Below are 20,754 nucleotides of genomic sequence, written 5' to 3'. Positions count from 1 at the left end.
GTAACATCCCGCGCGTATCTCAAACTAAGAAACACATCGATCAGCAACAGCTGAAAAGACCAGTTCCTCTCATCTGCGTTTCGCCGGCCTGGTGGCCCCAGCGGGGGGCCAACACCCGATCCCATCCCGAACTCGGCCGTGAAACCCCCCAGCGCCAATGGTACTTTGTCTCAAGACACGGGAGAGTAGGTCGCTGCCAGGCCTGCAAAACGCAGATAAAATCAAACTCTTCAACAAACCGCGGCAAAAAAAACCGCCAAAACACCTCAACGCGGGGTGGAGCAGCCCGGTAGCTCGTCAGGCTCATAACCTGAAGGCCGCAGGTTCAAATCCTGCCCCCGCAACCAAAAATATGGCGCTAAGTCAAAGACTTAGCGACATTTTGCTTTTGAGGCCCGTGTCGCAAGAGAACGCAACACGAACCCAAAAGATTCCAAACACTTACGGCCATTCCCGATTCTTCCGTACGACACGGATGCGACACGGGCGACGGCGATGTTCGCTTTGTGTTCGCGGGCGTGCGCTGTCCTGCGAATGGCTTCACTGTGTCAGCAGAAACGAGTTGCTATCCGTGCGCTGTGGAGCGTCATTGGGCGGGATGAATGGATGAATGACGGAGCCCGTCCATGAGAACCGAGTGCACCAACGACATGGCCCTCGACGCCTTCATCACCCGCAAGGCCGAGATCGACGCCATGCTGGCGCGGCTCGCCGCGCTCTCCGACGAGCATTTCGGCTACGCGCCCGATGAGATCAACTGGGGCCACGTCGGAACTCTCGCGCACTACGCCGAGCTCCTGAAGCGCATCACCGACGCAGCCTTCCAAGAGGGCGAGCGAGCAGTCTGATCAGACTCCTTTCGAGGATGCGATGCGGACGACGGAGACGCGGCTGCCGCCGGCGGCCGCGATCTTGCGGTCGAGGTCGGCGAGCGCGACCGCCATCTCGCCGTCTGTGGCGTAGGTCACGCGCTTGCCGTCGTATTCGACGGTGCGCACGCCTCGATAGCGGGCAGCCATCAGGGCCTCGCGCCAGGCCGTGAGCTGGGCGAGATCCGTCATCACGCGCCCGGGTTCATGAACCAGCCGCGGTGGTCGACGAAGCCGGCCCCGAAATCGAGAATCACCCGGATCTCCACACCGTCCGCGTCCCAGCCGGAGCGGCTCTCGACCTGCGGCCCTTCGTTTCCGGACAGGTAGGCGTATTCGAGTCCGTCGATCTCGCCCGGATCGGCGGTGACGTACCAGCGCGTCGCGCTCGTGAGACGCGGCTCGACCACCAGCGACAGCGATCCCGAGAACGGGTTCACGTCCGTCGCCTTGGCAGGCGCCACGGTCGCCAGCCACTTCTCGGCATCCGTCTCAAGGGCGGGCGGCACCAGCAGGTTCTTCGGCGTCACCCGGATCGTGCGGTCCTCGATGCCCTTCTGAGTGCGCAGCGCCAGCCGCGCCGCCGAGAGCGTCGTGTCCGAGATCGCCGCGCCGGAGCCCGCCTTGTTGCCGTGGTCAGCATGGAACAGCGTCTTGTTGTCCGAGAGCTTCGGTCCGTTGCCGGTGTTGGCCTCGAGCAGATCAACGAGGATGCGCGCTTCCGTTTCCGCCGCGCCCTGGCCCATGCGCCGGGCTAGGTCCGCGAAGGCGCCGAGGTCGTCGTTCACCAGCACCTGCCGGGTGATGCCGATCTTGCGTGCCCAGGTCTCGACCTTGTAGGCCTCGCGCGCTTCGGCCATCGTCCCGGCCTTGATCTCGCCGTGCTCATTCAGCTTTTCCAGCAGTGGCGCTTCGCCCAGCATGATCTTGTTCACCGCGCGGAAGTCACGCGTCGTGGTCTGTCGTCCGAGGCGGCGGACGCCGGCGGGTGCCGCCTGATAGGCGTCGCGCAGGACGCGACCGACCGTGTCCCCGAGGATGATGGGGAAGTCCGAAGTGGTGTGCAGCGCGCGGGTGACGATGCTCGCGGGCGAAAGCGCCATGGTGGACTCGCCCCGCAGTGTCAGCAGTTCCTTCGCCATGTCCACGGGCGTCGCGTAGGCGTAACGCCGGGCGGGCTCGGATAGCTCGTGGCGCGGGTTGATGCGGGCATAGAGCGCCTCGCCCATCTGGCGGGCGCGCAAGGCCGGTTCGTCCTGGCTCTCGCCCATCTCGACGCGGACCTGTTCGGTTCGAACCGCGGGAGCGCTGCGCTTGGCCAGTGCCTCGAAGGCGGCACGGCGGGCGGTGTCGGCGTCCGCCTCGGCGTCGATCTGTCCATCCACCCAGCTCTGATCGAGCCCGGCGATCCGGGCAATGGATCGGATCTCGGCATTGACGGCGGCGCGGGTCTGCATCTCCGTCGCTGGCGGCGTCTCGGCCGCCCCGGTGTCGGTATCGGTCATGTCGTTCTCCATGCGAATTTTGGCGCCGGGATCGGCGGGTGTCGGCACCAGGGAAATCTCGTGTGGGGTCCAACGCACGGCGGTCAGCACCCGCGCGCCGTTCTCGGTCGTCTCGGCCCACTCCTCGACCGCGTAGCCGACCGAGACATGGCGCAGGATGCCGGCTAGCACGTCTTGCCAGATCGGCTCCACCTCCGGCCTGCGTGAGAACTGGATGAGGGCTGTGCCGCGCCTGCCGTCGACCGCAGCCTTGCGCACGCTGCCGAGTACGTCCCGCACGGCGGACTGGCGGTGCGCGTCGAGCACGGAGCCGCCCTCGAGGCGCGACAGGTCCACGGCCTCGGCATCGAGGCTGAGGCGCTCGATGTATTCGCCCGCCATGTCGCGGCGGCGCACCGGCGCGCCGGTCGACCAGATCACCTCGACGGTGCGAGCGTCGCGGTCGGCGGTCGCGGGCGCGAGATCGGCGCGGCGGGTCAGGAGTGTGATTGTCTCAGGCATTGGCCGTCTCCGTCGTGATGCGCTTGGCGCGGGAGAAATCGAGGCCAAGCGCCGTAGCGCGCTCTTGGTCCGCAGCGATCTCTGCATCGACCTGCTCGGCGTCGTAGCCGCGCTCGGAGATGGCCTGGGTGCGGCTCTTGAGGCCCGCCTCGATGGCGAGGATCTCGGCTTCGACATCCTTCTTGGGATCGACATAGTCGAACTTCGGCGGCAGCCACTCGCAGCCGAGATAGGCTGCCGGATCGCGGTCGAAGTCACGTGCCGGGAGATCGCCCGACAGCACAGCCAACCGCACGAAGCGCTCCCACACCGGCCGACAGAACAGGTGGACGACCACATTGTGCTGCAGCTGCTCGACGCGGCGGCGGAACTCGATGAGCCCGGCGCGGATTGAGGAATAGGTGACGCCCTCCAAGTCTCCGGACACCAGCTCGTAGGGAAGTCCCAGGCCGGCAGCGACAGCGCGGAGATGGTTCTTCACGAACGGCGCGTAGGCGTCGTGCTCGGTCGGGTTGGAGAAGCGGATGTCAGCGCCGGGCGGCAACGGGATCAGGCTTCCCGGCTCCATGCCAACCTGCAGCACGCCGGCATTGCTCGTGCCCGAGAGCCCGCCAACGGTGCCGTCGGGATCGGTTATGAAGCCGGTGAACAGTGCCGCGACCTTGGCCTTCACCAGCGCGGCATCCTCGAACTGATCGAGCTCGTGCAGCCGCAGCAGCACCGGCGCGAGCCAGGTGATGCCGCGCAACTGGCCGGCTGCGAGCGGCTTGAACAGGTGGATGCAATCGACGGCGGGAACGCGCACGGGGTCCATGCGGAGCGGACCGAAGGGGTCGCCAAGTCGGGAGGAGCGGACCCAGTAGGCGACGCGACGGCCGGCCGAGTCGAACTCGATGCCGGCACGGATGCGCGCCCCGCCGCCGATCTCGCGATGCAGGTCCGATGACACCTGCTCGCGATCCAGAAGCTCGAGGTGGAGGGGAATGATGCTGGCCTCGCTGGCCACGCGCAGCCGGGCGAAACTTTCGCCGCTCTCGACCATGGCGCGCACGGCCATCGCCTGCAGCCCGTAGAAATCCGCGAGCCCGTCCGGGGCGGCGTGATCGGTCCAGCGCAGCCAGAGCGCCTGTAGCTGCTCGCGCACAGAGCGGTCGGGATGCGTCGACTGCGGCTTGATCCCGGCGCCGACGACATTGCCGACCAAGCTGTCCACCGCCGCCGCGACCCACGGGTTGTTGCGGGCATACCAGCCGGCGCGCCGTGCCGCCGTGGTCGCGCCCGCCAGGATCGCGGCGTTCAGGCCATCGACGGTCTTGGCGCTCTCCCAGCGACTGCCGCCGCCCGCCGCGTCGAAGGCGCGCGTCTTGCCGATCCCGAAAAGGCGTTGGACGAAGTTCCGCATGCCGCCGATTCTCGCGCGGCGGCAAGCCTCAAGCTATTGGGAATGTTTGGGAATGATCAGCCGCCATTGGCGGAAAATGTGATCATTGTAAACTGAGCGGTGACGGGTTACACTAACCCATGATCGTAAGCTTCCGGCACAAGGGCCTCAAGCTTCTCTACGAGAGGGCCGAGAGGCGACGGGTGTCAGCGGACTACGCCGATAAGGTCGAGCGTATTCTGGCACGTCTCGACGAGGCGACGGAGCCGGGGAACATGGACCTGCCGGGGTTCTGGCTGCATCCGTTGAAGGGCGATCTGGCTGGGTTCTGGTCGGTCAGCGTTTCAGGCAACTGGCGCATCGTGTTTCGTTTTGACGGTGCCAACGCCTGTGATGTCGATCTGGTCGACTACCATTAGGAGTATGTGACATGCCGATGAAGAAGCCGCCGCATCCGGGTTTGTCGGTGCGGCATGACTGTCTGGAGCCGTTCGGTCTCAGCGTGACGGAGGCGGCCAAGAGGCTCGGAGTCAGCCGCAAGCAGCTTTCGGACGTGCTCAACGGCCATTCCGGCATATCGCCGGAGATGGCGATCCGGCTTGACAAGGCTTTCGGTGGTGGCGCCGATACGTGGTTCCGGCTTCAGGCGGCCTACGATCTGGCTCAAGCCATGAAGAGAGCGAACGACATCAAGGTCGAGCGCATCACCCGCGCCGCGTGAACTAGGAGGCGTTGTGGCGCTTACGGAAGCCGACACCTGTCGAAAGTTCGTTGTTCCCAAGCTGCAGGCGGCAGGCTGGGACGACCTTCCGCATGCCATCAATGAACAGCGCACGTTTACGGATGGGCGCATCGTCTTCGTGGGCGGTAAGGCACGGCGGGGTCGCCAGAAGCGCGCCGACTACATTCTGCGGTACAGCCCGGACTTCCCGCTTGCTGTGGTTGAGGCGAAATCGCGGTATAATCATCCAGCCGAAGGCCTGCAGCAGGCCAAGGAATACGCCGAGATTCTAGGCTTGAAGTTCGCCTATGCGACCAATGGCGCCGAGATCGTCGAATTCGATTATACCACCGGCGTCGAGCGCCAGATCACTGATTTCCCGACGCCGGCTGAGCTTTGGCGCCGACTTCGGGCTGCGGAGGGCATCTCAGACGATGACGTCGCCGAAAAGCTGCTGACGCCCACCTATCCGGATCGCGCCAAGCCGCTACGCTATTATCAGGAGATCGCGGTCAACCGAGCCGTTCAGGCCGTCCTGCAGGGGCGCCACCGTGTCCTGCTCACCTTGTGTACTGGCGCTGGCAAGACCGCGGTCGCGTTTCAGATCGCCTGGAAGCTCTGGTCTGCGCGTTGGAGTGCCAAGGGCAGCAATCGGAAGCCGAAGATCCTTTTCCTGGCCGACCGCAACGTTCTCGTCGACGACCCGATGGCGAAAGACTTCAGCCCGTTCGGCGATGCCCGCCAGAAGATCGCCGGCGGCGTCGCGGTCAAGAGCCGCGATATGTATTTCGCCATCTACCAATCCATTGCGCGCGATGAGAACCGGCCTGGGCTCTATCGCGAATATCCACGGGACTTCTTCGATCTAATCATCGTCGATGAGTGCCATCGCGGCAGCGCCCGCGACGACAGCAACTGGCGCGAGATTCTGGAATGGTTCGAGCCTGCGACGCAGATCGGCATGACGGCAACGCCCCGCCGCGAGGACAATGTCGACACCTACAACTACTTTGGCGATCCGATCTACGAGTACAGCCTCGCACAGGGCATTGCCGACGGGTTCCTGGCTCCCTATCGCGTTCACCGGATCATCACCGACTATGATGCGGCGGGTTGGCGCCCGACGAAGGGCGAACTCGACCGTTACGGTCGGGAGATCCCGGACAGCGAATACGGCACACGCGATTTCGAGCGCGTCGTGGCCCTTCGCGCCCGAACGCAGGCCATCGCGAGGCACCTCGCCGATTTCATGCGGGAGACGGATCGCTTCGCCAAGACCATCGTGTTTTGTGTCGATCAGGAACACGCGCTGGAGATGCGCCATGTTCTGGCTACCGTCAACGCCGATCTCGTCAAGGACTACCCAGACTATGTCTGCCGGGTGACTGCCGACGAAGGCGATATCGGCAGCGCCCATCGCGCGAAGTTCCAGGATGTGGAGACCAAGACTCCGGTCATTCTCACGACCTCGCAGCTGCTGACCACTGGTGTCGATGCGCCCACTTGCAAGAATGTGGTGCTCGCCCGTATCGTCGGCTCAATGCCAGAGTTCAAGCAGATCATCGGGCGCGGAACCCGGCTCCGGCCGGATTACGGGAAGCTCGCGTTCAACATCATCGACTATACTGGCACCGCTACTGAGAAGTTCGCCGATCCTGCTTTCGACGGTGAGCCCGTGCGCGAGCAGGAGGAGGTGATCGACGCCGAAGGTGCGGTTATCGAAGAGCACGAAACCGAGGAGCCGATACCGGATCCGGTCGATATGCCGGATCTTCCAGACTATCCCGTCGATATTGATGACGAGCCGGATACAGGTCCGAGGAAGTTCTACGTCGATGGTGGCGAGGTCGAGATCATCCGCCACATGGTCTACGAGCTGGATGCGGACGGAAAGCAACTCGCCTGCCGCCAGCTTACGGACTACACCGGGGACAAGGTCCGCACCCTGTACCCCAATGCTTCCGAACTTCGTGCGGACTGGCTCGATCCGCAGCGCCGGGCGGAGATCGTCGAGCGGCTGGAGGACAAGGGCATCGATCTCGAAACGCTCGGCGTGGCGGTCGGCAAGCCGGAAGCCGATCCGTTCGATCTGCTGTGCCACTTGGCCTACAACGCCCCCCTGCGCACCCGCCGCGAACGCGCGGACCGGGTGAAGTGGGATCAGTTCGCCTTTTTCGAACGATTCGGACCGCAGGCGCGCGAGGTACTCGACGCGCTGCTGGAAAAGTACGCCGAGCACGGCAGCGCCCAGTTCAAGTTGCCCGACATCCTCGAAGTACCGCCATTCAACGAGTGGGGCAATGTCGTCGAGATTGCGTCACGCTTCGGCGGTAGCAAGGAGCTGCGCGGCGCCGTCACCGAGCTCCAGCGTCTGCTCTACACAGCATGAATTCAGGAGAATTTGTTTTGGCAAGAACCGCCCGAAAGAAGGCAGCCGCGAAGCCGCAGACAACCGCGCAGCGTCTCGACAGCATCATCAAGTCGGCGCGCAAGATCATGCGCAAGGACAAGGGTCTGAACGGCGATCTCGACCGTCTGCCCATGCTCACCTGGATCATGTTCCTGAAGTTCCTCGACGACATGGAACGGATCGAGGAAGAGCGTGCCGAACTCGCCGGCGCCGATTACCGTCCGATCATCGAGCCGCCCTACCGCTGGCGCGATTGGGCGGCGCAGGCCGATGGCATCACAGGCCCCGATCTTCTCTCGTTCCTTACCGCCGAGCAGGCCGAACGGCCCGACGGAACGCTCGGCCCCGGCCTCTTCGCCTATCTGCGCAACCTTCGCGGCGACAACGGTCGCCGCGAACGGCGCGACGTGATCGCCACTGTCTTCCAGGGGTTCACTAACCGCATGGAGAGCGGCTATCTGCTGCGCGACGTCGTCAATCTGATCGACGGCATCCACTTCGACTCCTCAGAAGAGATCCACACGCTGGGCCGCCTCTACGAGACATTGCTGCGCGAGATGCGCGATGCCGCAGGCGATTCCGGTGAGTTTTATACGCCGCGTCCGGTCGTGCGCTTCATGGTGGAGGTCACGGATCCGCAGCTTGGCGAAACCGTGCTCGATCCCGCCTGCGGCACTGGCGGCTTCCTGTCGGAGGCCTTCCAGCATCTGGAGCGCCAAGCCGATACCGTCGAGAAACGTCAGATCCTGCAGGAGAACAGCATCTTCGGCGGCGAGGCGAAGTCGCTGCCGTTTCTGCTTTCCCAGCTCAACCTCCTCCTTCATGGTCTTCATGCGCCGCGGATCGATCCGGGCAACGCGCTACGCTTCCGGCTGGCCGAGATCGGCGAGAATCAGCGGGTCAACGTCATCCTCACCAATCCGCCCTTCGGCGGCGAGGAGGAAACCGGCATCCTCAACAACTTCCCCGAGGATCGGCGCACGGCCGAGACAGCGCTCCTGTTCCTGCAACTCATCATGCGCCGCCTGAAACGCGGCGGGCGCGGCCGCGCCGCTGTCGTCGTGCCGAATGGTACGCTGTTCGGCGACGGGCTGTCGGCGCGGATCAAGGCGGACCTGCTGGAGCACTTCAACCTGCATACCGTCGTCCGCCTGCCCGAGGGCGTCTTCGCGCCCTACACGGACATCCCGACGAATCTGATCTTTTTTGACACCACCGGGCCGACGCGCGAGATCTGGTACTACGAGCAGCCGCGCCCCGAGGGGCGGAAGAAGTATTCCAAGACCGCGCCACTGACTTACGAAGAGTTCGCCGATTGCCTCGCTTGGTGGAAGAACCGTGAGGAGAATGAGCGCGCCTGGAAGGTGGAGGCCGAAGGGCTGATCCAGCGCGACGATCAGGGTCGGGTGATCGCCTGCAATCTCGACATCAAGAACCCGCATTCGGGCGAGGTCGAGGACCACCGCAAACCGCAGGAGATCGTCGAGGCGATCATCGAGCGTGAACGCACGATCCTGTCCCTGATGGACGAGATCAAGGCAGAGCTGGCGGAGATTCAGAAATGACCGGCCGGGCTTTGCGCCTTGGGGACTTCCTCTCCCGGTCCGAGGAATGGGTGAAACCTGAGCCGGACGTCACGTACAAGCAAGTCACCGCTCGCCTCTGGGGGAAAGGGCTGGTTCTTCGTGGCGAGGTGGCCGGCTCGGAGATTGCCGCGTCTCGTCAGCTGCGCACCCGCTCGGGGCAGTTTCTCGTCTCGCGGATTGATGCACGACATGGCGCTTTCGGGATCGTGCCGGAAGACCTGGATGGAGCGTTGGTGAGCAACGATTTCCCATGCTTCGACATCGATTCAGACCTCGTGATCCCGCATTATTTCGAATGGTACTCGCGGACCCAGACGTTCATCGATCTGTGCCGCCGATCGAGTGAAGGCTCGACCAATCGCGTACGGCTCAAAGAGGATGAGTTCCTCCAGATGAAAATCGAGGTGCCTCCCCTCGACGAGCAGCTGCGGATCGTGGCGCGGCTGGACCGCGTTGCGGCGATGGTCGAGGCGCGACGGAGGGAAGTCGCCGCTGCCGACGTCGAAATGCAGGCGCTGTTGTCGAAAGCCTTCGCCCGCGCCATCGATGGGGCTCCGCGCCGCCCGATGGCCGAAGTCGCGCCCCTCGTCCGCCGACCGGTCGAGATCGATCCGACAGCCTCTTATTCCGAGCTCGGCGTCCGCTCCTTCGGGCGAGGAACATTCCACAAGCCCGATCTTCCTGGCATGAAGGTAGGCACCAAAAGGCTATTTCGCATCGAGCAAGGCGATCTGCTGTTCAACATAGTGTTTGCTTGGGAAGGCGCCGTCGCGATTGCGCAGGCAGAGGATTCTGGCCGGGTCGGCTCTCACCGCTTCCTGACGTGCGTCCCGGATCCGGAGATCGCAACGGCGGAATTTCTCCTGTTCTACTTCTTGTCGAGGGACGGTCTGGAGCGGCTTGGAGAAGCGTCTCCCGGTGGCGCAGGGCGAAACCGAACGCTTGGCTGAAGAAGCTTGAAGCCATCCAAGTCCCCGTGCCGCCCCTCGAAACCCAGCGCTGGTTCGACCGACTGCAGGCCAAAGCGCGACAAATTCGGAATATTCGCGCCGGCACGGCTCAGGATATCGACGCGCTCATTCCCGCCATGCTGCACGAAGTCTTCAACGGCAAGGCACAGGCCGCATGAGTGAGGGCGGCGGCAATCAGCCCGACCTTCTGTCTGATCTCTCGGATCTCGATTTCGTTCGGTACCTGCTGGCCGAGATGCACGACGACCTTACAGGGAAGGTTTCCCGCTTCCGCATGCTGACCGATTTCGGATGCGAGATGGGGCCTAACGGCACGATGATCTTCGGCGGGCAGGCCGCCTACCACGCTTGGGTGGAGGCACGCTCCTCCTTCGTGCACGGCAATTTCGCCGCGACCATTCTTCTGTGTCAGGGGCTGGTTGAGCATCTGCTGGCGGCCTACCTGCACGCCGGCCTGATGATGGACGACATTCCGGAACGAATTTCATTCCGGGAAACACTGCGCCGATGCAGGGAGCGGGGCGTGATTTCCGATCAGGACATCGCCGACCTGCAGAAGCTGATGGACCTGCGGAACCCGCTTTCCCATTTCCGACATGTACACGACGAGAGCAATCTGGATCGCCGCGCCTTCGACACCGGTCAGCACGCCATGGACCTGATGCGCCACGATGCGGTCTTCGCTATCGGTCTCGCTGTGCGCATGCTGGCCAAGCCCGCCTTTCGGCTCGGGTGATCGCTACCCCATCCACGCCGACCGGATAACCGGCGCGCTGGCGGGCTTCGCCACCGGCGCCTCGCCCTTGCGTCCGGCCGCCGCGACGGCGTCGGCTTCCTCGTTCAGCCTCAGCCCCATGCTGATCAGCCCGTGCAGGGCGGCGTGGGCGTAGACGAATGTGTCCAACGCCTCGTTGCGTTCGCCGTCGCGCTTGGGCTGCCAGGATCGGATGGGGCGGCCGCGCTCGAAGCGGGTGACGACGCGCTCGGCGGTCAGCTGGCGGAAATACTCTGCATCGAGGCGGCGGGGGAAGTGGATCGCCCCAGGGCCGGGCTCGGTCAGCCGCAGGCGGGCGTAGACCGCGTCCTTCACCGCGTCCACGCCGACGATGAAGAGCGGGATCTTGCCCTTGTTGGTGCGCGTCGGGCGGCGCGGCCAGACAGGGATGCCGGGCCCGCCGCGGCCCTTGATCGCCCAGATGCGGCGGGCGAGGCGAGTGCGGCAGAACTCGTAGGCCATCTTGGTGTGATGGCCGCCGGTGTCGATGGCGGCAGCGCGCACCGGCAGGTCGAGCCCCGCGGGATGCGGGAAGGTTGCCTGCAGCACCATGTCGAGATCGGACCAGAGGCGCGGCCCGGACGGGTCGCCCCAGAGCACGCGGTAGTCGATGACCCATACCTCCTCGTCGCGGCCCCAGCCGAGGATCTGCACCTCGATCCGGTCGCCCTGCACGTCTACGCCCGCAGTTAGCACGGCGACACCAGCGGGCAGCGCCTCGCCCCAGTCCTCGCGCCGGGCCATGAGCGGGTCGGCCGGCACGGTGTCGCCCGCCTGGTCCTCCCAGGACTCGCCCAGCTTGGTGTTGACCCAGACCTGGAGCCGGGCGGGATCCTTGCGGACGCGGCCGTGCTCGGCCGCGATCTCGGCCCATGTCTCCCAAGGCGAGTAGAGCGCGGAGAGGTGGAAGCCCGCGGTGCGGCCGTCGCCCTCAGAGGTCGCGCGCCACTCGCCGGCGGCCAGCAGGCGGGGCTTGTCGTGCTCGAAGTGCATGCCGCCGCAGGCCTCGCAGACGAGATACGCCTCGTCGCGCCGCCCCTCGGGCCAACGGATGCGCGCCCAGGTGATCGGGGCCATGTCGCCGCAATGCAGGCAGGGGACGTGGTAGTAGCGCCGGTCGCTCTGCTCGAAGGCGGCTTCGATGCGGGAATGGCCCTTCAGCGTGGGTGTCGAGACCATGTAGATCTTGCGCCGCCCGCGGAAGGTCGCGGTGCGCTGGATCGCGAGATCGACGGGATCGCCCTCGCCATCGGCGTCGCCGGGATAGCCGTCCACCTCGTCGAGGAACAGGTAGCGCACCGGCGTGGAGCGAAGGCCCACCGCGCTGTTCGCGCCGGTCATCACAAGCTGGCCGCCCGGGAAGGACTTGCGGAACAGGCTGTTGCCGGCGTCGCGGGAGCGGGGTGCGGCGACCAGTTCGCGCAGGGCGGGCGTGGCCTCGATCAGCGGGTCGATGCGGACGGTGGTATTCCGGCGCACCATGTCGAGCGAGGGCATGACCAGCATGGCGATGCCGGGGGCGTTCTGGATGATGTAGCCAAGCCAGTTCAGCCCGGCCTCCGATCCGCCGGTCTGTGCCCCTTTCATCAGCACGACGCGTTCATAGGGGCTGGACGTGGACAGCGCATCCATCACCTCGCGCAGATAGGGCGTGCGGTCCGTGCGCCAGCGGCCGGGCTCGGCCGAGGTGGGCGGCAGGATGCGATGCCGGTCAGCCCACTCGGATACAGGGATCGGTGGTTCGGGGCGGATGCCGCGCCGCCAGGCGAGATCAATGTCAGGAACCATCACCGAAGCTCCCCAAGGGCATGTCGGCCAGATGTTCGAGATGCTCGCGCATCATCCGGTCGAGGGCGGTGAAGGTGGCGCGAGGATCCGCGCCGAGCTCGGCGGCCAGGAGCGGCGCGGTGCGCTGGACCCAGGCCAGATGCGCGTCGCGTTCGGCACGGGCGCGCGCGAAGACTGTACGCCGCGCCTCCTCGGCGTCGATCAGCTGGCCGCGCTCCTTGTCGTAGGCGAGGCGGGCGCGCTGGACCTGCACCAGCATCAGCATGCGCCGCACCTCGGCGACCGAGGGCGTGGTGGCGCCGGCGGAGGCTGTGCCGCCCTTGCCGCGCCGGGAGGGATCGAGATTGCGCTCCATCCAGGCGAGCCCGGCCTCCACGTCGATGCGGCCATCGGGGCGCACCGGCAGACCCTCGGCCACCAGCTGGGAGATGCGGCCCTTGGTAAGGCCGACGCGGGCGGCGAACTCGGTCTTGGTCTCGGCGCGGTCGAGTTTAGGCATGATGCGCCCTCGCGCTGGCGACGCATCGCGCTATTGCCCGCGGCATACGGATCGGCCCGACAGGAACCAAGCCGTTGCCGGATCGCGCCGAAGATTCCCGTCTCGTCCGGTGGGGTTGGTGCCGCGAGGCCGCTTCCGAAACCTTCGTAACCTTCCTCCCATATCCGACGTACGCGCGTGCGCGCGTGCGGGCGATACGTCCGATAAGGACGGATCGTTTCGAAGGTTTCGGAACGAGGTTTTCCAAGGCGTTGCGGTCAGGCGTCATTGAAGTCGGTCCCGGTGGCGGCGCGCACGGTGAGGCGGATGCCCCGGAAGGCCTTCCGGCGGCTCACCGGATGGCGCTCGCGGGCGAAGTGGCGGGCTTCGAGGTTCTGGCTGAAGCGGCGCACGGTGCCGGCGTACTCGCCGGTGGTGGCGCACCAGTCGCGCCAGGAGGCGAAGAGGTCCTGCACCTCCTCGATGGCGAACAGGTCGCCGGTAGCGCAGCGCTCGTCGAGGAAACGGCCGATGGCGTCCTCGTCGGCGAGATATTCCTCGGTGGCGTCGAGCACGGCCGGCGGCGGGGCGAGGCCGATGCGCTGCCATTCGAGGCAGCCCTCGATGGCCCAGGCGAGGATGCCGGGCCATTCGGCGACCAGCTTCTCGGGCAGGTTCTGATCGCGCTCGGCTTTGGGGATGGTGACGGTGAAGGGCACGAGATTGAAGCGCCGGCGCACCGCCTCGTCGACATTGCGCAAGCTCGGCTTGTGGTTGCCGGCGATGATCAGCTTGAAGGCCGGCTCGAAGGTGAAGAAGTCTTGGCGCATGAAGCGGGCGGAGATGGCGTCGCCGCCGGTCAGCGCCTTGATACGGGATTCCGCCCAGCGCTGGCCCTCCTCGGTCTCCTGGGCGATGACGGCGCGGGCGCCGCGAAGCATGGCGAGGTCGGTCGGGTGGCGCTCCGACTTTGAGGCGACGAAGGTCTCCATGGAGGCGATGCAGGAATAGTCGCCGAGGATCTTGTGCCAGGTGTTGAGGAAGACGCCCTTGCCGTTGCCGCCGGTGCCGTAGAGGAAGAACAGCGCATGATCGCGGATCGAGCCGGTGAGCGAGTAGCCCAGCATCCGGCGCGCAAAACCGATGAGGTCGGCATCGCCTTCGAACACCCGGTCGAGGAAGGCCAGCCAGAGCGGGCAGCCACCGCCGGGCGCGACGGCGGTGATCTTGGTGATGAGATCGTCGCGCTCGTGCGGTCGCAGCTTGCCGGTGCGGAGATCGACCGTGCCACCCGGCGTGTTGAGCAGCCAGGGGTCGGCATCCCAATCCTCGGTGCGGGTGGCATGACGGCGATCGGCGCGGGCGAGCCCGACGATGGCGTTGACGGTCTTGGCGCTGGCGACGGTGGAGGCGAGCTTGGCGTTGCCGCCGCCCTCGCAGATCTCGGCCGAGGCGGCGCGCGCCACGGCGCGGGCAAGGTCGTAGACCTCCAGCGTCTCGTCGGTGCGCCAGCGCTGCCCGTCCCAGCGCAGCCAGCGGCCCCAGAGATGGACGTAGCGCATGTCGTCGGCGTGGGCGGCGGTGAAGCGAAGCGCCAGCGACTCGTCGGCATATTCGATGGGCCGGTCGACGGCCTCGGCCGGCGCGTTGGCGGGCCGACCGCGTTTCATCATCTCGTCGAGCAGGTCGTGGACGTCAGCCATCGCCGCGCGCCTCCTCCCGGCGCGCGCGGTCGCGGCGCGCGATGCTGGCGACAGTGGCGACCACCTCGTCCTCGGGCAGCGGCGGATTGCAGCGGGTGGCGTTGAAGGCCAGCATCAGGTCGAGGCAGACATGCGGGTCGATGCGGCGGCCGAGCAGCAGGCCCGACAGTTTGGCGATGGAGGCGTTGCGCTCGCCGTTGACGGCGCCCTCGCGGGTCAGCGCCCGCCATTCCGTCGCCTTGCGCGCCTTGTCCGCCGTGCGGGATCCCAGGATGCGGTTCAGCAGCCAGTCGGGTGCGTCGGCGAGCGCCACGTCCTCGGGATGGTGGTCGACCGAGATGGCGTAGGGGCGACCGCAGATGTGGTGCGAGGGCGGGGCGACGATGGCGCCACCGTCGCCGCGCACGTCGATGCCGGGACCGAGGACGCCGGCGCTGTTGGGGACGGTGCGCCCCGGATGGCGGAACAGGATGTGCTCGCCGCCGCCTCCGGTCAGGAAACGCCAGGTGGCGGGCAGGGGACCGTGCTCGGCTTCGAGCGCCGCCAGTGCCTCGTCGCCGTCGTGGCGCGGGTCGATGTCCAGGACGAAGATGCCGCTGGCCGCCCCGGTGGCGATGGCGATGTTGAAGGCGGTGCTGGCGAACCAGCGTTCGACGGTCTCGGGATCGGTGCTCGCGTCCTTGACGCCGTTTCTCACCAGGCGGCCGAAGGGATGCTTGGCCGGCTGGCCGCAATCCTCGCGCGCGCAGGAACATTGCCTCCGGCCGTCCCGCTCGTAGGGGAAGTGCACTGGCAGCACGGCGAAGCCGAGGGCCAGATAGAGCCGGGCATGGGCGAGCACATCATCGGCCATGGGGTCATACCTCGTCCATCTCCCAGCCGGCGAAGCTGTCGCGCCGTCGCTCGGCGGGCGTCGCCAGACAGGCGACGAGGCGTTCCCGGCCGGCATAGACCCGGTCGGCCAAACGACGCGGATCCCGCGCGCGCGGTGTCGTCTCCTGCAGATGGCAGTCGAGCTCGCTGCGCAGCCGGTCGAGGGCGGCGATGGACAGCTTTGCCTCGCGGTAATGCGGACTGCCGGCGATGGAGTGACGCAGCAGGTACATCAGCGCCTCGCGGCACTCCCGGATCCGGTTGCCGAGTATGACGTGATCGTCGGTGCCGATGAACAGCGGAGCGATCTCGCTCATCGGATACCCTCCTGGCGCTCGATCCACTCGATCAGCGTGGATTTGCGGGCGCAGATGACATTGCCGATGCGGAATACAGGCATGCGCACCTTGGCGTCCGAGGCGTAGTAGTAGACCTTGCGACGGTGCTTCGTGCTGCCGAACACGAAGGTGGCGATGGCGTCGGCGCCGCGCAGCAGGTCGTCGGCTATTGTCGGGCAAAGCTCTCCCATCGCGGGCTGAACCCGCATCTCCTCGTTCATCATGTCGAACTCCTCGCGGGCGATCAGCTGGCGCCGGCCGCCTTCAGCACCCGCTTCACCACCTCGCTGAGATTGACCACCGCCATGGAGCGCACCTTCGGATCGGTGGCGATGCCGGCCAGGTCGCGGGCGCGCACGATCCGGCCATGCGTCGCCGGATTGGCGGGGTCGTAGTAGAGCGCGCCGTTGCCGCCCGCCATCTTGTCCGGCCCCTGGCTCACCACCAGAAGCGCGTCGTCGTCGGTGAAGGCGTAGACGCTGTGCACGTGCATCGAGGCGACGCTCGGCGTCAGGCCGATGCGCACCAGCTCGGCGAGCGTGCCCAGCACGACCGCATCCTCGACGGTGAAGGCCCGCGCCTTGCCGCTTTCGGCTGGGTTCTTGGGTTTGAAGTGCCCGCGCGAGATCCACTGGTCGATCTGGGTGCGGCTCAGATCGGTGGCCTCGGCGAGCTGCTGGATGGTTAGGGTCGGGGTCATGTCGAATACCTTTGACGTTGTGTCAGATGTATGGATATATGACTGCTGACGCACTGTCAATGGTATTCGTGCGCCGGCCCGAAACAGACCTTGCCTGTGCGCCAAAATCGAGCGTCATGAACGACTTGGAGGTGGAATGGCGACGATCCGAAAAAGAACACTGCCCTCGGGTCTGGTGCGCTGGCAGGTCGATTTTACGGACCAGGCCGGCAAGCGCCGCTCGAAGCTGTTCCCGCGCCGGAAGGACGCCGACGTCTATCTTGTCAAGGTCCGCTCGCTGGTCGCCAACAACACCTATCTGGCCGACAGCGAGAGCATCACCGTGGCCGATGCCGCGAAGGCGTGGCTCGACCATTGCGAGATGCGCTGCAAGACGGGGCGGCGGATGGAGCGCACCACGCTTCGCGGCTACAGCGACTATGTCCGACTGCACATCACGGATGCGAAGGTCGGGATCGGGGACAAGCTGATCGTCCAGCTGACCCGCCGTCATGTGAACGAGTTCCGTGACCGGCTGTTGCTGAACGGCCGGTCCGAACATCTCACGCGACGCGCGTTGTCGGTCCTCAAGCTCATCCTCGACCATGCCATCGACAACGGCCAGCTCTTCACCAACGCCGCGCAAGGCGTGCGGGTGATCAAGTCGAGCCGGATCGACTACAAGGCGCCGGTGCCCTCGAAGGAGACGATCCGCGCGCTGATCGAGGCTGCCGACGAGGATTTCAAGCCGCATTTGATTGTCTCGGCCCTGACCGGCCTGCGTGCTTCGGAGCTGCGCGGGCTGCGCTGGCAGGACGTGGATTTCGAGAAGGGCTTCATCCACGTGCGCCAGCGCGCCGATGCCTACAACCAGATGGGCGAGCCGAAATCGCGCGCGGGCTATCGCGACATCCCCGCCGGGCCAATGGTGCTGAACGCGCTGCGCCGCTGGAAACTGCGCTGCCCGAAAAGCGACCTCGGTCTGGTATTCCCCGCCCCGCGCGGCGGCGTCCTCCAGCACACCAGAACGCAGGACCGTTTCCGCAAGCTGCAGGCGAAGGTCGGCGTGAAGCTGCGCTGGCACGACCTGCGTCATTTCGCGGTGTCGCTCTGGATCGAGCAGGGCTTCTCGATCAAGGAGGTGATGACCTTCGCGGGCCATTCCTCGATCCAGATGACCATGGAGCGCTACGGCCACCTGTTCCCGTCGCCCGATCACCAGAAATCGATGGCTCTTGTGGAGCAGCGCGTGCTTGGATAACTGTTAGAAAAAAACGACAGGAATTCCAATGAGCTGCCTTCCCTCGCACGGTCGCGTGAATTGCGTGCGCTGCTTCGCGCCCGCGACGGCCTCCGATTTCGACAAGACTAGACGCGAGTCACCAGACCGCACGTGGCGGATTACTTCGAACCCGCTCGCGTGGGGCAGCGTGGAGCCCGAGATTGTCGTGCTTGGGTTCTCGAAGGGGCCGACGCAAGCCGGCGCATTGGCGAGTTCACCTCACGATGAGATTGCCTACAAAGGATCGCGCACGGCCGTGGGCAAGATCCTCTCCCACATCGGCGTCGTCCCAACGCCAACGAATGGTGACTACAAGGGAATGGTCGATCGCCTCATCTCCGACAGGAATGGCCGGTTTCATTTCGGTTCGCTCGTTCGATGCACTGTCGAGCGCTATGACGAGAAGGCTCAAGCCTGGAAAGGCTCGGGTGGCGGCATGCTCGACAAGTTCATGGCCACGCCTTTCGGGAACGAGGTGGCGATGAACTGTGCTTCGCAGTTCCTCGGCGCGTTGCCGTCACGGACCCGGCTTGTCGTCATGTTCGGTTTGGGCACGAAGCTCAACTATGTCCGGGCCGCGCGAAAGCTGGTTGAGGCAGCGCGCCCGGGAAAGTGGAGGACAGTGAACGAGGTGGCCTATTCCGATGGAGACATCACCTTCGTGCATGTCGAGCATTTTGCGTCGCAAGGAGCCCTGATTCCCAACTGGCTCGGCATGAACAATCATGACCGTGCTGCACTGGGGCGAAAGGCGCGAGAAGCGGTTCAGGCGGCTCTGGCTTCGTAGTTCCCATTCGTTCCCAATGCGTTGCGTCTGCTCCGTGCGACACGTGGATGACGTTGCGAGTCCAAAGTCGTTCTAAGGGTTTGATTTGTCAAAATTATTCAGACTCCCTCAGGTGGCCTCATAACCTGAAGGCCGCAGGTTCAAATCCTGCCCCCGCAACCAAAAATCTTTTCGTTTCCAAACGCTTAAACGCCTCCCTCCGGGGCGGCGCTTGCGTTTCCAGCACCCATGGAAGCACTGTGGAAGCAAGAGGGGCCGAAGTCCTTCATATCGCTTCGAAAAGTGTGCTGCCGTGATGGCCGGGCGCTTCCGGCACGCTTTCGCGCGCCAAGCAATCCATGACGAGCTGCCGAAGGGCCTCTCTATGGTCTCGCTGTTTGCCGGCGAGGTCTTGCGTGGCGACGGTAAGTGTCTCGTCCGCCCCCCTTGCCGCGATGGAGTACCGCCGGCGGATCGGATCTGGCGGCAGGTCGCCATGATGGGGATATAGCAGTACGACGTTCGGGCAGTCGTAGAGCCTGCCATATGCCATCAGCTGGTAGACGTCCGCCTGGCTGACCCCCTGCTTTGGATCGTCGATCCGTGGCGTCATGCGCTTCCACTTCGTGTCGATGATCAGCGCGATCTTCTCGCCCTGCCGGAGGATGAGGTCCGGCCTTGTGCGGAAGCGGCCGGTCTCGCCCTCGTAGAGACAATCCCGATGGCCGCCTTGCGACGACACACGGAAGCCCGTGCCGGCCAGAGCACGCGACAGGGTCCGTTCGATGTATGCTTCGAACAAGGCGTTCATCTCGAAGAGTAGGGCGTGACCATCGATGGTCCCCGCGCTCGTCTGCTGGTGCCGGTCCGATAGAAAGAGGCGCGCGAGGGACAGGAGATCCCGCCAACGACGATTGGTGCGGTCCAGGACGATCCGGTCCCAGCGGAGGGCGGTCGGAGGGACGTCGGCTACGTCGGCGTACACGAAGCTCAGTTCGCGCAGCGCGCGCTGGTTATCCGGTGAACCGGACAGGCGCGACAGCTTGCTGACCGCCGCCCGCATGACCTGATTCAGGGCTATGTCCGGCGACAGAGCATCGAAGCGGCACGCCAGCTTTTGTGGCGAGACCGCGAGCGTCGAGAACTGCCGTGTCACGTCCAGGCGTCCCCGAAGCGCAGGCAGGTCATCTTCGTGTTCGAGGTAGTGGCGCGGCATCCCCTGCCGGACCGCGTCGGTCAGCTTCGCACAGAACAGACGGATCAGAAGTTCGAGCACGGTCTCGCGCTGCCAGCCGAGCTGCGTCATTGCGCCGGCTTCAATTGGCAGATCGTAGGCTACAGCAAGCATGTGGATGAGGCGCTGCCTGAGTACCGCATCCGACATCCCGCTCTCGCCGCCCCCCTCGATCTTTGGGAGAATCTCCAGTTGGCAGCCGGGGGTGGCTATGACGCCGACGACGCCACGTGCGCGGAGTCCCTTTCGCCCGTGTTCCAGAACACCCTCACCCCCGCGCCCGGAGAAGGTCGATGCTCTCGCAACCGCGGCAAGCCGGTCACCTTGCGTCCCTGGGATCTCGGTGTCGCCGGGCCCGTAGGCGATGCGCTCCCACTCGCGGATCGTGCGGCGGATCATTTCCCGACCAACTTGCTGTAGTCGAAGCCCTCATCGACGGATCGGACCTGCCAGCGAAACCGGGCGACAGCATCGCCTTCCTCGAGGCCCGGAGGCGGTTTCAGGATCGCTCGCTTGAGAAAACCACCGGTGATCGAACCCTCGCCCGGTTCCAGGTTGATCGGCCCCCACGGACGGGTCCAATTTGATTGTTAGTGCAATGATGGTCGTGGCGCCAGCGCGGGCGGCATTGCTGGTTGGGGTTGCAGGGCCGCCCGCGCGAATGCCGGGATGAAGACCTCCGGCGCCGGCGGCTTGTAGCCGAGCGATCCATGCGGACGCACGGTGTTGTAATGCCGACGCCAGCTTTCCACGATGATCCTGGCCTCTTTGAGCGTGTAGAAGATCTCGCCGTCGAGGAGTTCGTCGCGCAGGCGCGCGTTGAAGCTCTCGATGTAGCCGTTCTCCCATGGACTGCCGGGAGCGATGTAGGCGGTCTTCGCCCCGACTGCGGTG

Annotated in this window: 22 protein-coding genes, 1 tRNA gene and 1 rRNA gene; 12 read left to right on the top strand and 12 right to left on the bottom strand. The window is 65.3% G+C overall.

Going from position 1 to position 20,754, the window contains the following annotated elements; translation table 11 throughout:
- The first annotated feature begins 87 nt into the window (after positions 1 to 87).
- From rrf to ASC48_RS18685, 3 genes are all read left to right on the top strand, one after another.
- A 5S ribosomal RNA gene (rrf, locus tag ASC48_RS18695) occupies positions 88 to 202 on the top strand.
- Positions 203 to 270: 68 nt separating this feature from the next.
- A tRNA-Met gene (locus tag ASC48_RS18690) sits at positions 271 to 347 on the top strand.
- 279 nt (positions 348 to 626) lie between these two features.
- A complete protein-coding gene (locus ASC48_RS18685; protein ID WP_055457191.1) occupies positions 627 to 848 on the top strand; it encodes a hypothetical protein in 222 nt (73 codons plus the stop codon).
- On the opposite strand, the gene ASC48_RS18680 is transcribed toward ASC48_RS18685, so the two are convergent.
- The 3 genes from ASC48_RS18680 to ASC48_RS18670 are packed head-to-tail and all read right to left on the bottom strand — an operon-like array spanning position 849 to position 4,277.
- A complete protein-coding gene (locus ASC48_RS18680) occupies positions 849 to 1,061 on the bottom strand; it encodes a phage head-tail joining protein (protein ID WP_055457190.1) in 213 nt (70 codons plus the stop codon).
- On the bottom strand, positions 1,061 to 2,875 hold the full coding sequence (locus tag ASC48_RS18675; protein ID WP_055457189.1) for a prohead protease/major capsid protein fusion protein: 1,815 nt from the start codon (positions 2,873 to 2,875) through the stop codon (positions 1,061 to 1,063). The genes ASC48_RS18680 and ASC48_RS18675 overlap by 1 nt, the downstream gene beginning before the upstream one ends.
- Entirely contained in the window at positions 2,868 to 4,277 is a 1,410-nt protein-coding gene (locus ASC48_RS18670; RefSeq protein WP_055457188.1) for a phage portal protein, read from the bottom strand. The genes ASC48_RS18675 and ASC48_RS18670 overlap by 8 nt, the downstream gene beginning before the upstream one ends.
- 119 nt (positions 4,278 to 4,396) lie before the next feature.
- On the opposite strand from ASC48_RS18670, the gene ASC48_RS18665 reads away from it, so the two are divergent.
- The 7 genes from ASC48_RS18665 to ASC48_RS18640 are packed head-to-tail and all read left to right on the top strand — an operon-like array spanning position 4,397 to position 10,680.
- Entirely contained in the window at positions 4,397 to 4,675 is a 279-nt protein-coding gene (locus ASC48_RS18665) for a type II toxin-antitoxin system RelE/ParE family toxin (RefSeq protein WP_055457187.1), read from the top strand.
- Positions 4,676 to 4,686: 11 nt separating this feature from the next.
- Positions 4,687 to 4,977: a HigA family addiction module antitoxin gene (locus tag ASC48_RS18660; protein ID WP_055457186.1), complete on the top strand. Its 291-nt coding sequence runs from the start codon at positions 4,687 to 4,689 to the stop codon at positions 4,975 to 4,977.
- A gap of 13 nt (positions 4,978 to 4,990) precedes the next feature.
- Positions 4,991 to 7,366: an EcoAI/FtnUII family type I restriction enzme subunit R gene (gene hsdR / locus ASC48_RS18655; RefSeq protein WP_055457185.1), complete on the top strand. Its 2,376-nt coding sequence runs from the start codon at positions 4,991 to 4,993 to the stop codon at positions 7,364 to 7,366.
- Positions 7,367 to 7,383: 17 nt separating this feature from the next.
- Positions 7,384 to 8,952, top strand: coding sequence for a class I SAM-dependent DNA methyltransferase (locus ASC48_RS18650; RefSeq protein WP_208975827.1), 1,569 nt, complete (start codon positions 7,384 to 7,386; stop codon positions 8,950 to 8,952).
- A complete protein-coding gene (locus ASC48_RS18645) occupies positions 8,949 to 9,923 on the top strand; it encodes a restriction endonuclease subunit S (RefSeq protein ID WP_055457184.1) in 975 nt (324 codons plus the stop codon). Before ASC48_RS18650 ends, ASC48_RS18645 begins: the two co-directional genes overlap by 4 nt.
- Positions 9,924 to 9,949: 26 nt before the next feature.
- Positions 9,950 to 10,102 (top strand): hypothetical protein, encoded by a 153-nt coding sequence (locus ASC48_RS19635; RefSeq protein WP_156367108.1) that lies wholly within the window; start codon positions 9,950 to 9,952, stop codon positions 10,100 to 10,102.
- Positions 10,099 to 10,680 (top strand): hypothetical protein, encoded by a 582-nt coding sequence (locus tag ASC48_RS18640; RefSeq protein ID WP_055457183.1) that lies wholly within the window; start codon positions 10,099 to 10,101, stop codon positions 10,678 to 10,680. The genes ASC48_RS19635 and ASC48_RS18640 overlap by 4 nt, the downstream gene beginning before the upstream one ends.
- A 3-nt stretch (positions 10,681 to 10,683) precedes the next feature.
- Here ASC48_RS18640 and ASC48_RS18635 read toward each other — a convergent pair whose 3' ends face one another.
- From ASC48_RS18635 to ASC48_RS18605, 7 genes are all read right to left on the bottom strand, one after another.
- A complete protein-coding gene (locus tag ASC48_RS18635) occupies positions 10,684 to 12,507 on the bottom strand; it encodes a phage terminase large subunit family protein (protein WP_055457182.1) in 1,824 nt (607 codons plus the stop codon).
- Entirely contained in the window at positions 12,497 to 13,006 is a 510-nt protein-coding gene (locus ASC48_RS18630) for a hypothetical protein (protein ID WP_055457181.1), read from the bottom strand. The genes ASC48_RS18635 and ASC48_RS18630 overlap by 11 nt, the downstream gene beginning before the upstream one ends.
- 257 nt (positions 13,007 to 13,263) lie before the next feature.
- Positions 13,264 to 14,688: a phage/plasmid primase, P4 family gene (locus tag ASC48_RS18625; protein ID WP_055457180.1), complete on the bottom strand. Its 1,425-nt coding sequence runs from the start codon at positions 14,686 to 14,688 to the stop codon at positions 13,264 to 13,266.
- Positions 14,681 to 15,541 carry a bifunctional DNA primase/polymerase gene (locus ASC48_RS18620; protein WP_055457179.1) on the bottom strand — a complete coding sequence of 287 codons (861 nt, stop codon included), beginning with the start codon at positions 15,539 to 15,541 and terminating at the stop codon, positions 14,681 to 14,683. The genes ASC48_RS18625 and ASC48_RS18620 overlap by 8 nt, the downstream gene beginning before the upstream one ends.
- A gap of 4 nt (positions 15,542 to 15,545) precedes the next feature.
- The gene (locus ASC48_RS18615; RefSeq protein ID WP_055457178.1) at positions 15,546 to 15,878 is read right to left on the bottom strand and encodes a hypothetical protein; all 333 of its coding nucleotides are present in this window, start codon (positions 15,876 to 15,878) and stop codon (positions 15,546 to 15,548) included.
- Positions 15,875 to 16,123, bottom strand: coding sequence for a DNA-binding protein (locus ASC48_RS18610; protein ID WP_244270114.1), 249 nt, complete (start codon positions 16,121 to 16,123; stop codon positions 15,875 to 15,877). The genes ASC48_RS18615 and ASC48_RS18610 overlap by 4 nt, the downstream gene beginning before the upstream one ends.
- Before the next feature lie 20 nt (positions 16,124 to 16,143).
- Positions 16,144 to 16,599 (bottom strand): MerR family transcriptional regulator, encoded by a 456-nt coding sequence (locus tag ASC48_RS18605; protein WP_055457177.1) that lies wholly within the window; start codon positions 16,597 to 16,599, stop codon positions 16,144 to 16,146.
- A 136-nt stretch (positions 16,600 to 16,735) separates the two neighbouring features.
- Here ASC48_RS18605 and ASC48_RS18600 point away from each other — a divergent pair, with 136 nt between their 5' ends.
- Complete coding sequence (locus ASC48_RS18600; protein WP_055457176.1) at positions 16,736 to 17,839, top strand: site-specific integrase; 1,104 nt, start codon at positions 16,736 to 16,738, stop codon at positions 17,837 to 17,839.
- A 28-nt stretch (positions 17,840 to 17,867) separates the two neighbouring features.
- Positions 17,868 to 18,647 (top strand): hypothetical protein, encoded by a 780-nt coding sequence (locus ASC48_RS18595; RefSeq protein ID WP_244270113.1) that lies wholly within the window; start codon positions 17,868 to 17,870, stop codon positions 18,645 to 18,647.
- A 265-nt stretch (positions 18,648 to 18,912) separates the two neighbouring features.
- On the opposite strand, the gene ASC48_RS18590 is transcribed toward ASC48_RS18595, so the two are convergent.
- Complete coding sequence (locus tag ASC48_RS18590) at positions 18,913 to 20,259, bottom strand: McrC family protein (RefSeq protein WP_055457175.1); 1,347 nt, start codon at positions 20,257 to 20,259, stop codon at positions 18,913 to 18,915.
- A gap of 191 nt (positions 20,260 to 20,450) precedes the next feature.
- The coding region (locus ASC48_RS18585; protein ID WP_141659003.1) for an integrase core domain-containing protein at positions 20,451 to 20,754 on the bottom strand (304 nt) is incomplete at its 5' end.

The sequence above is a fragment of the Pannonibacter indicus genome, assembly GCF_001418225.1.
In the GTDB taxonomy this organism is placed as follows: domain Bacteria; phylum Pseudomonadota; class Alphaproteobacteria; order Rhizobiales; family Stappiaceae; genus Pannonibacter; species Pannonibacter indicus.
Note: the sequence above shows the minus strand (reverse complement) of the source record. Positions and strands in the feature narration are given on the sequence as shown.

Bases quoted from the DNA above. Each gene is read 5' to 3' on its own strand.
- ASC48_RS18685 (WP_055457191.1), top strand. From the start codon at position 627: ATGAGAACCGAGTGCACCAACGACATGGCCCTCGACGCCTTCATCACC.
- ASC48_RS18680 (WP_055457190.1), bottom strand. From the start codon at position 1,061: ATGACGGATCTCGCCCAGCTCACGGCCTGGCGCGAGGCCCTGATGGCT.
- ASC48_RS18675 (WP_055457189.1), bottom strand. From the start codon at position 2,875: ATGCCTGAGACAATCACACTCCTGACCCGCCGCGCCGATCTCGCGCCC.
- ASC48_RS18670 (WP_055457188.1), bottom strand. From the start codon at position 4,277: ATGCGGAACTTCGTCCAACGCCTTTTCGGGATCGGCAAGACGCGCGCC.
- ASC48_RS18665 (WP_055457187.1), top strand. From the start codon at position 4,397: ATGATCGTAAGCTTCCGGCACAAGGGCCTCAAGCTTCTCTACGAGAGG.
- ASC48_RS18660 (WP_055457186.1), top strand. From the start codon at position 4,687: ATGCCGATGAAGAAGCCGCCGCATCCGGGTTTGTCGGTGCGGCATGAC.
- ASC48_RS18645 (WP_055457184.1), top strand. From the start codon at position 8,949: ATGACCGGCCGGGCTTTGCGCCTTGGGGACTTCCTCTCCCGGTCCGAG.
- ASC48_RS18640 (WP_055457183.1), top strand. From the start codon at position 10,099: ATGAGTGAGGGCGGCGGCAATCAGCCCGACCTTCTGTCTGATCTCTCG.
- ASC48_RS18635 (WP_055457182.1), bottom strand. From the start codon at position 12,507: ATGGTTCCTGACATTGATCTCGCCTGGCGGCGCGGCATCCGCCCCGAA.
- ASC48_RS18630 (WP_055457181.1), bottom strand. From the start codon at position 13,006: ATGCCTAAACTCGACCGCGCCGAGACCAAGACCGAGTTCGCCGCCCGC.
- ASC48_RS18625 (WP_055457180.1), bottom strand. From the start codon at position 14,688: ATGGCTGACGTCCACGACCTGCTCGACGAGATGATGAAACGCGGTCGG.
- ASC48_RS18620 (WP_055457179.1), bottom strand. From the start codon at position 15,541: ATGGCCGATGATGTGCTCGCCCATGCCCGGCTCTATCTGGCCCTCGGC.
- ASC48_RS18615 (WP_055457178.1), bottom strand. From the start codon at position 15,878: ATGAGCGAGATCGCTCCGCTGTTCATCGGCACCGACGATCACGTCATA.
- ASC48_RS18610 (WP_244270114.1), bottom strand. From the start codon at position 16,123: ATGATGAACGAGGAGATGCGGGTTCAGCCCGCGATGGGAGAGCTTTGC.
- ASC48_RS18605 (WP_055457177.1), bottom strand. From the start codon at position 16,599: ATGACCCCGACCCTAACCATCCAGCAGCTCGCCGAGGCCACCGATCTG.
- ASC48_RS18600 (WP_055457176.1), top strand. From the start codon at position 16,736: ATGGCGACGATCCGAAAAAGAACACTGCCCTCGGGTCTGGTGCGCTGG.
- ASC48_RS18595 (WP_244270113.1), top strand. From the start codon at position 17,868: ATGAGCTGCCTTCCCTCGCACGGTCGCGTGAATTGCGTGCGCTGCTTC.
- ASC48_RS18590 (WP_055457175.1), bottom strand. From the start codon at position 20,259: ATGATCCGCCGCACGATCCGCGAGTGGGAGCGCATCGCCTACGGGCCC.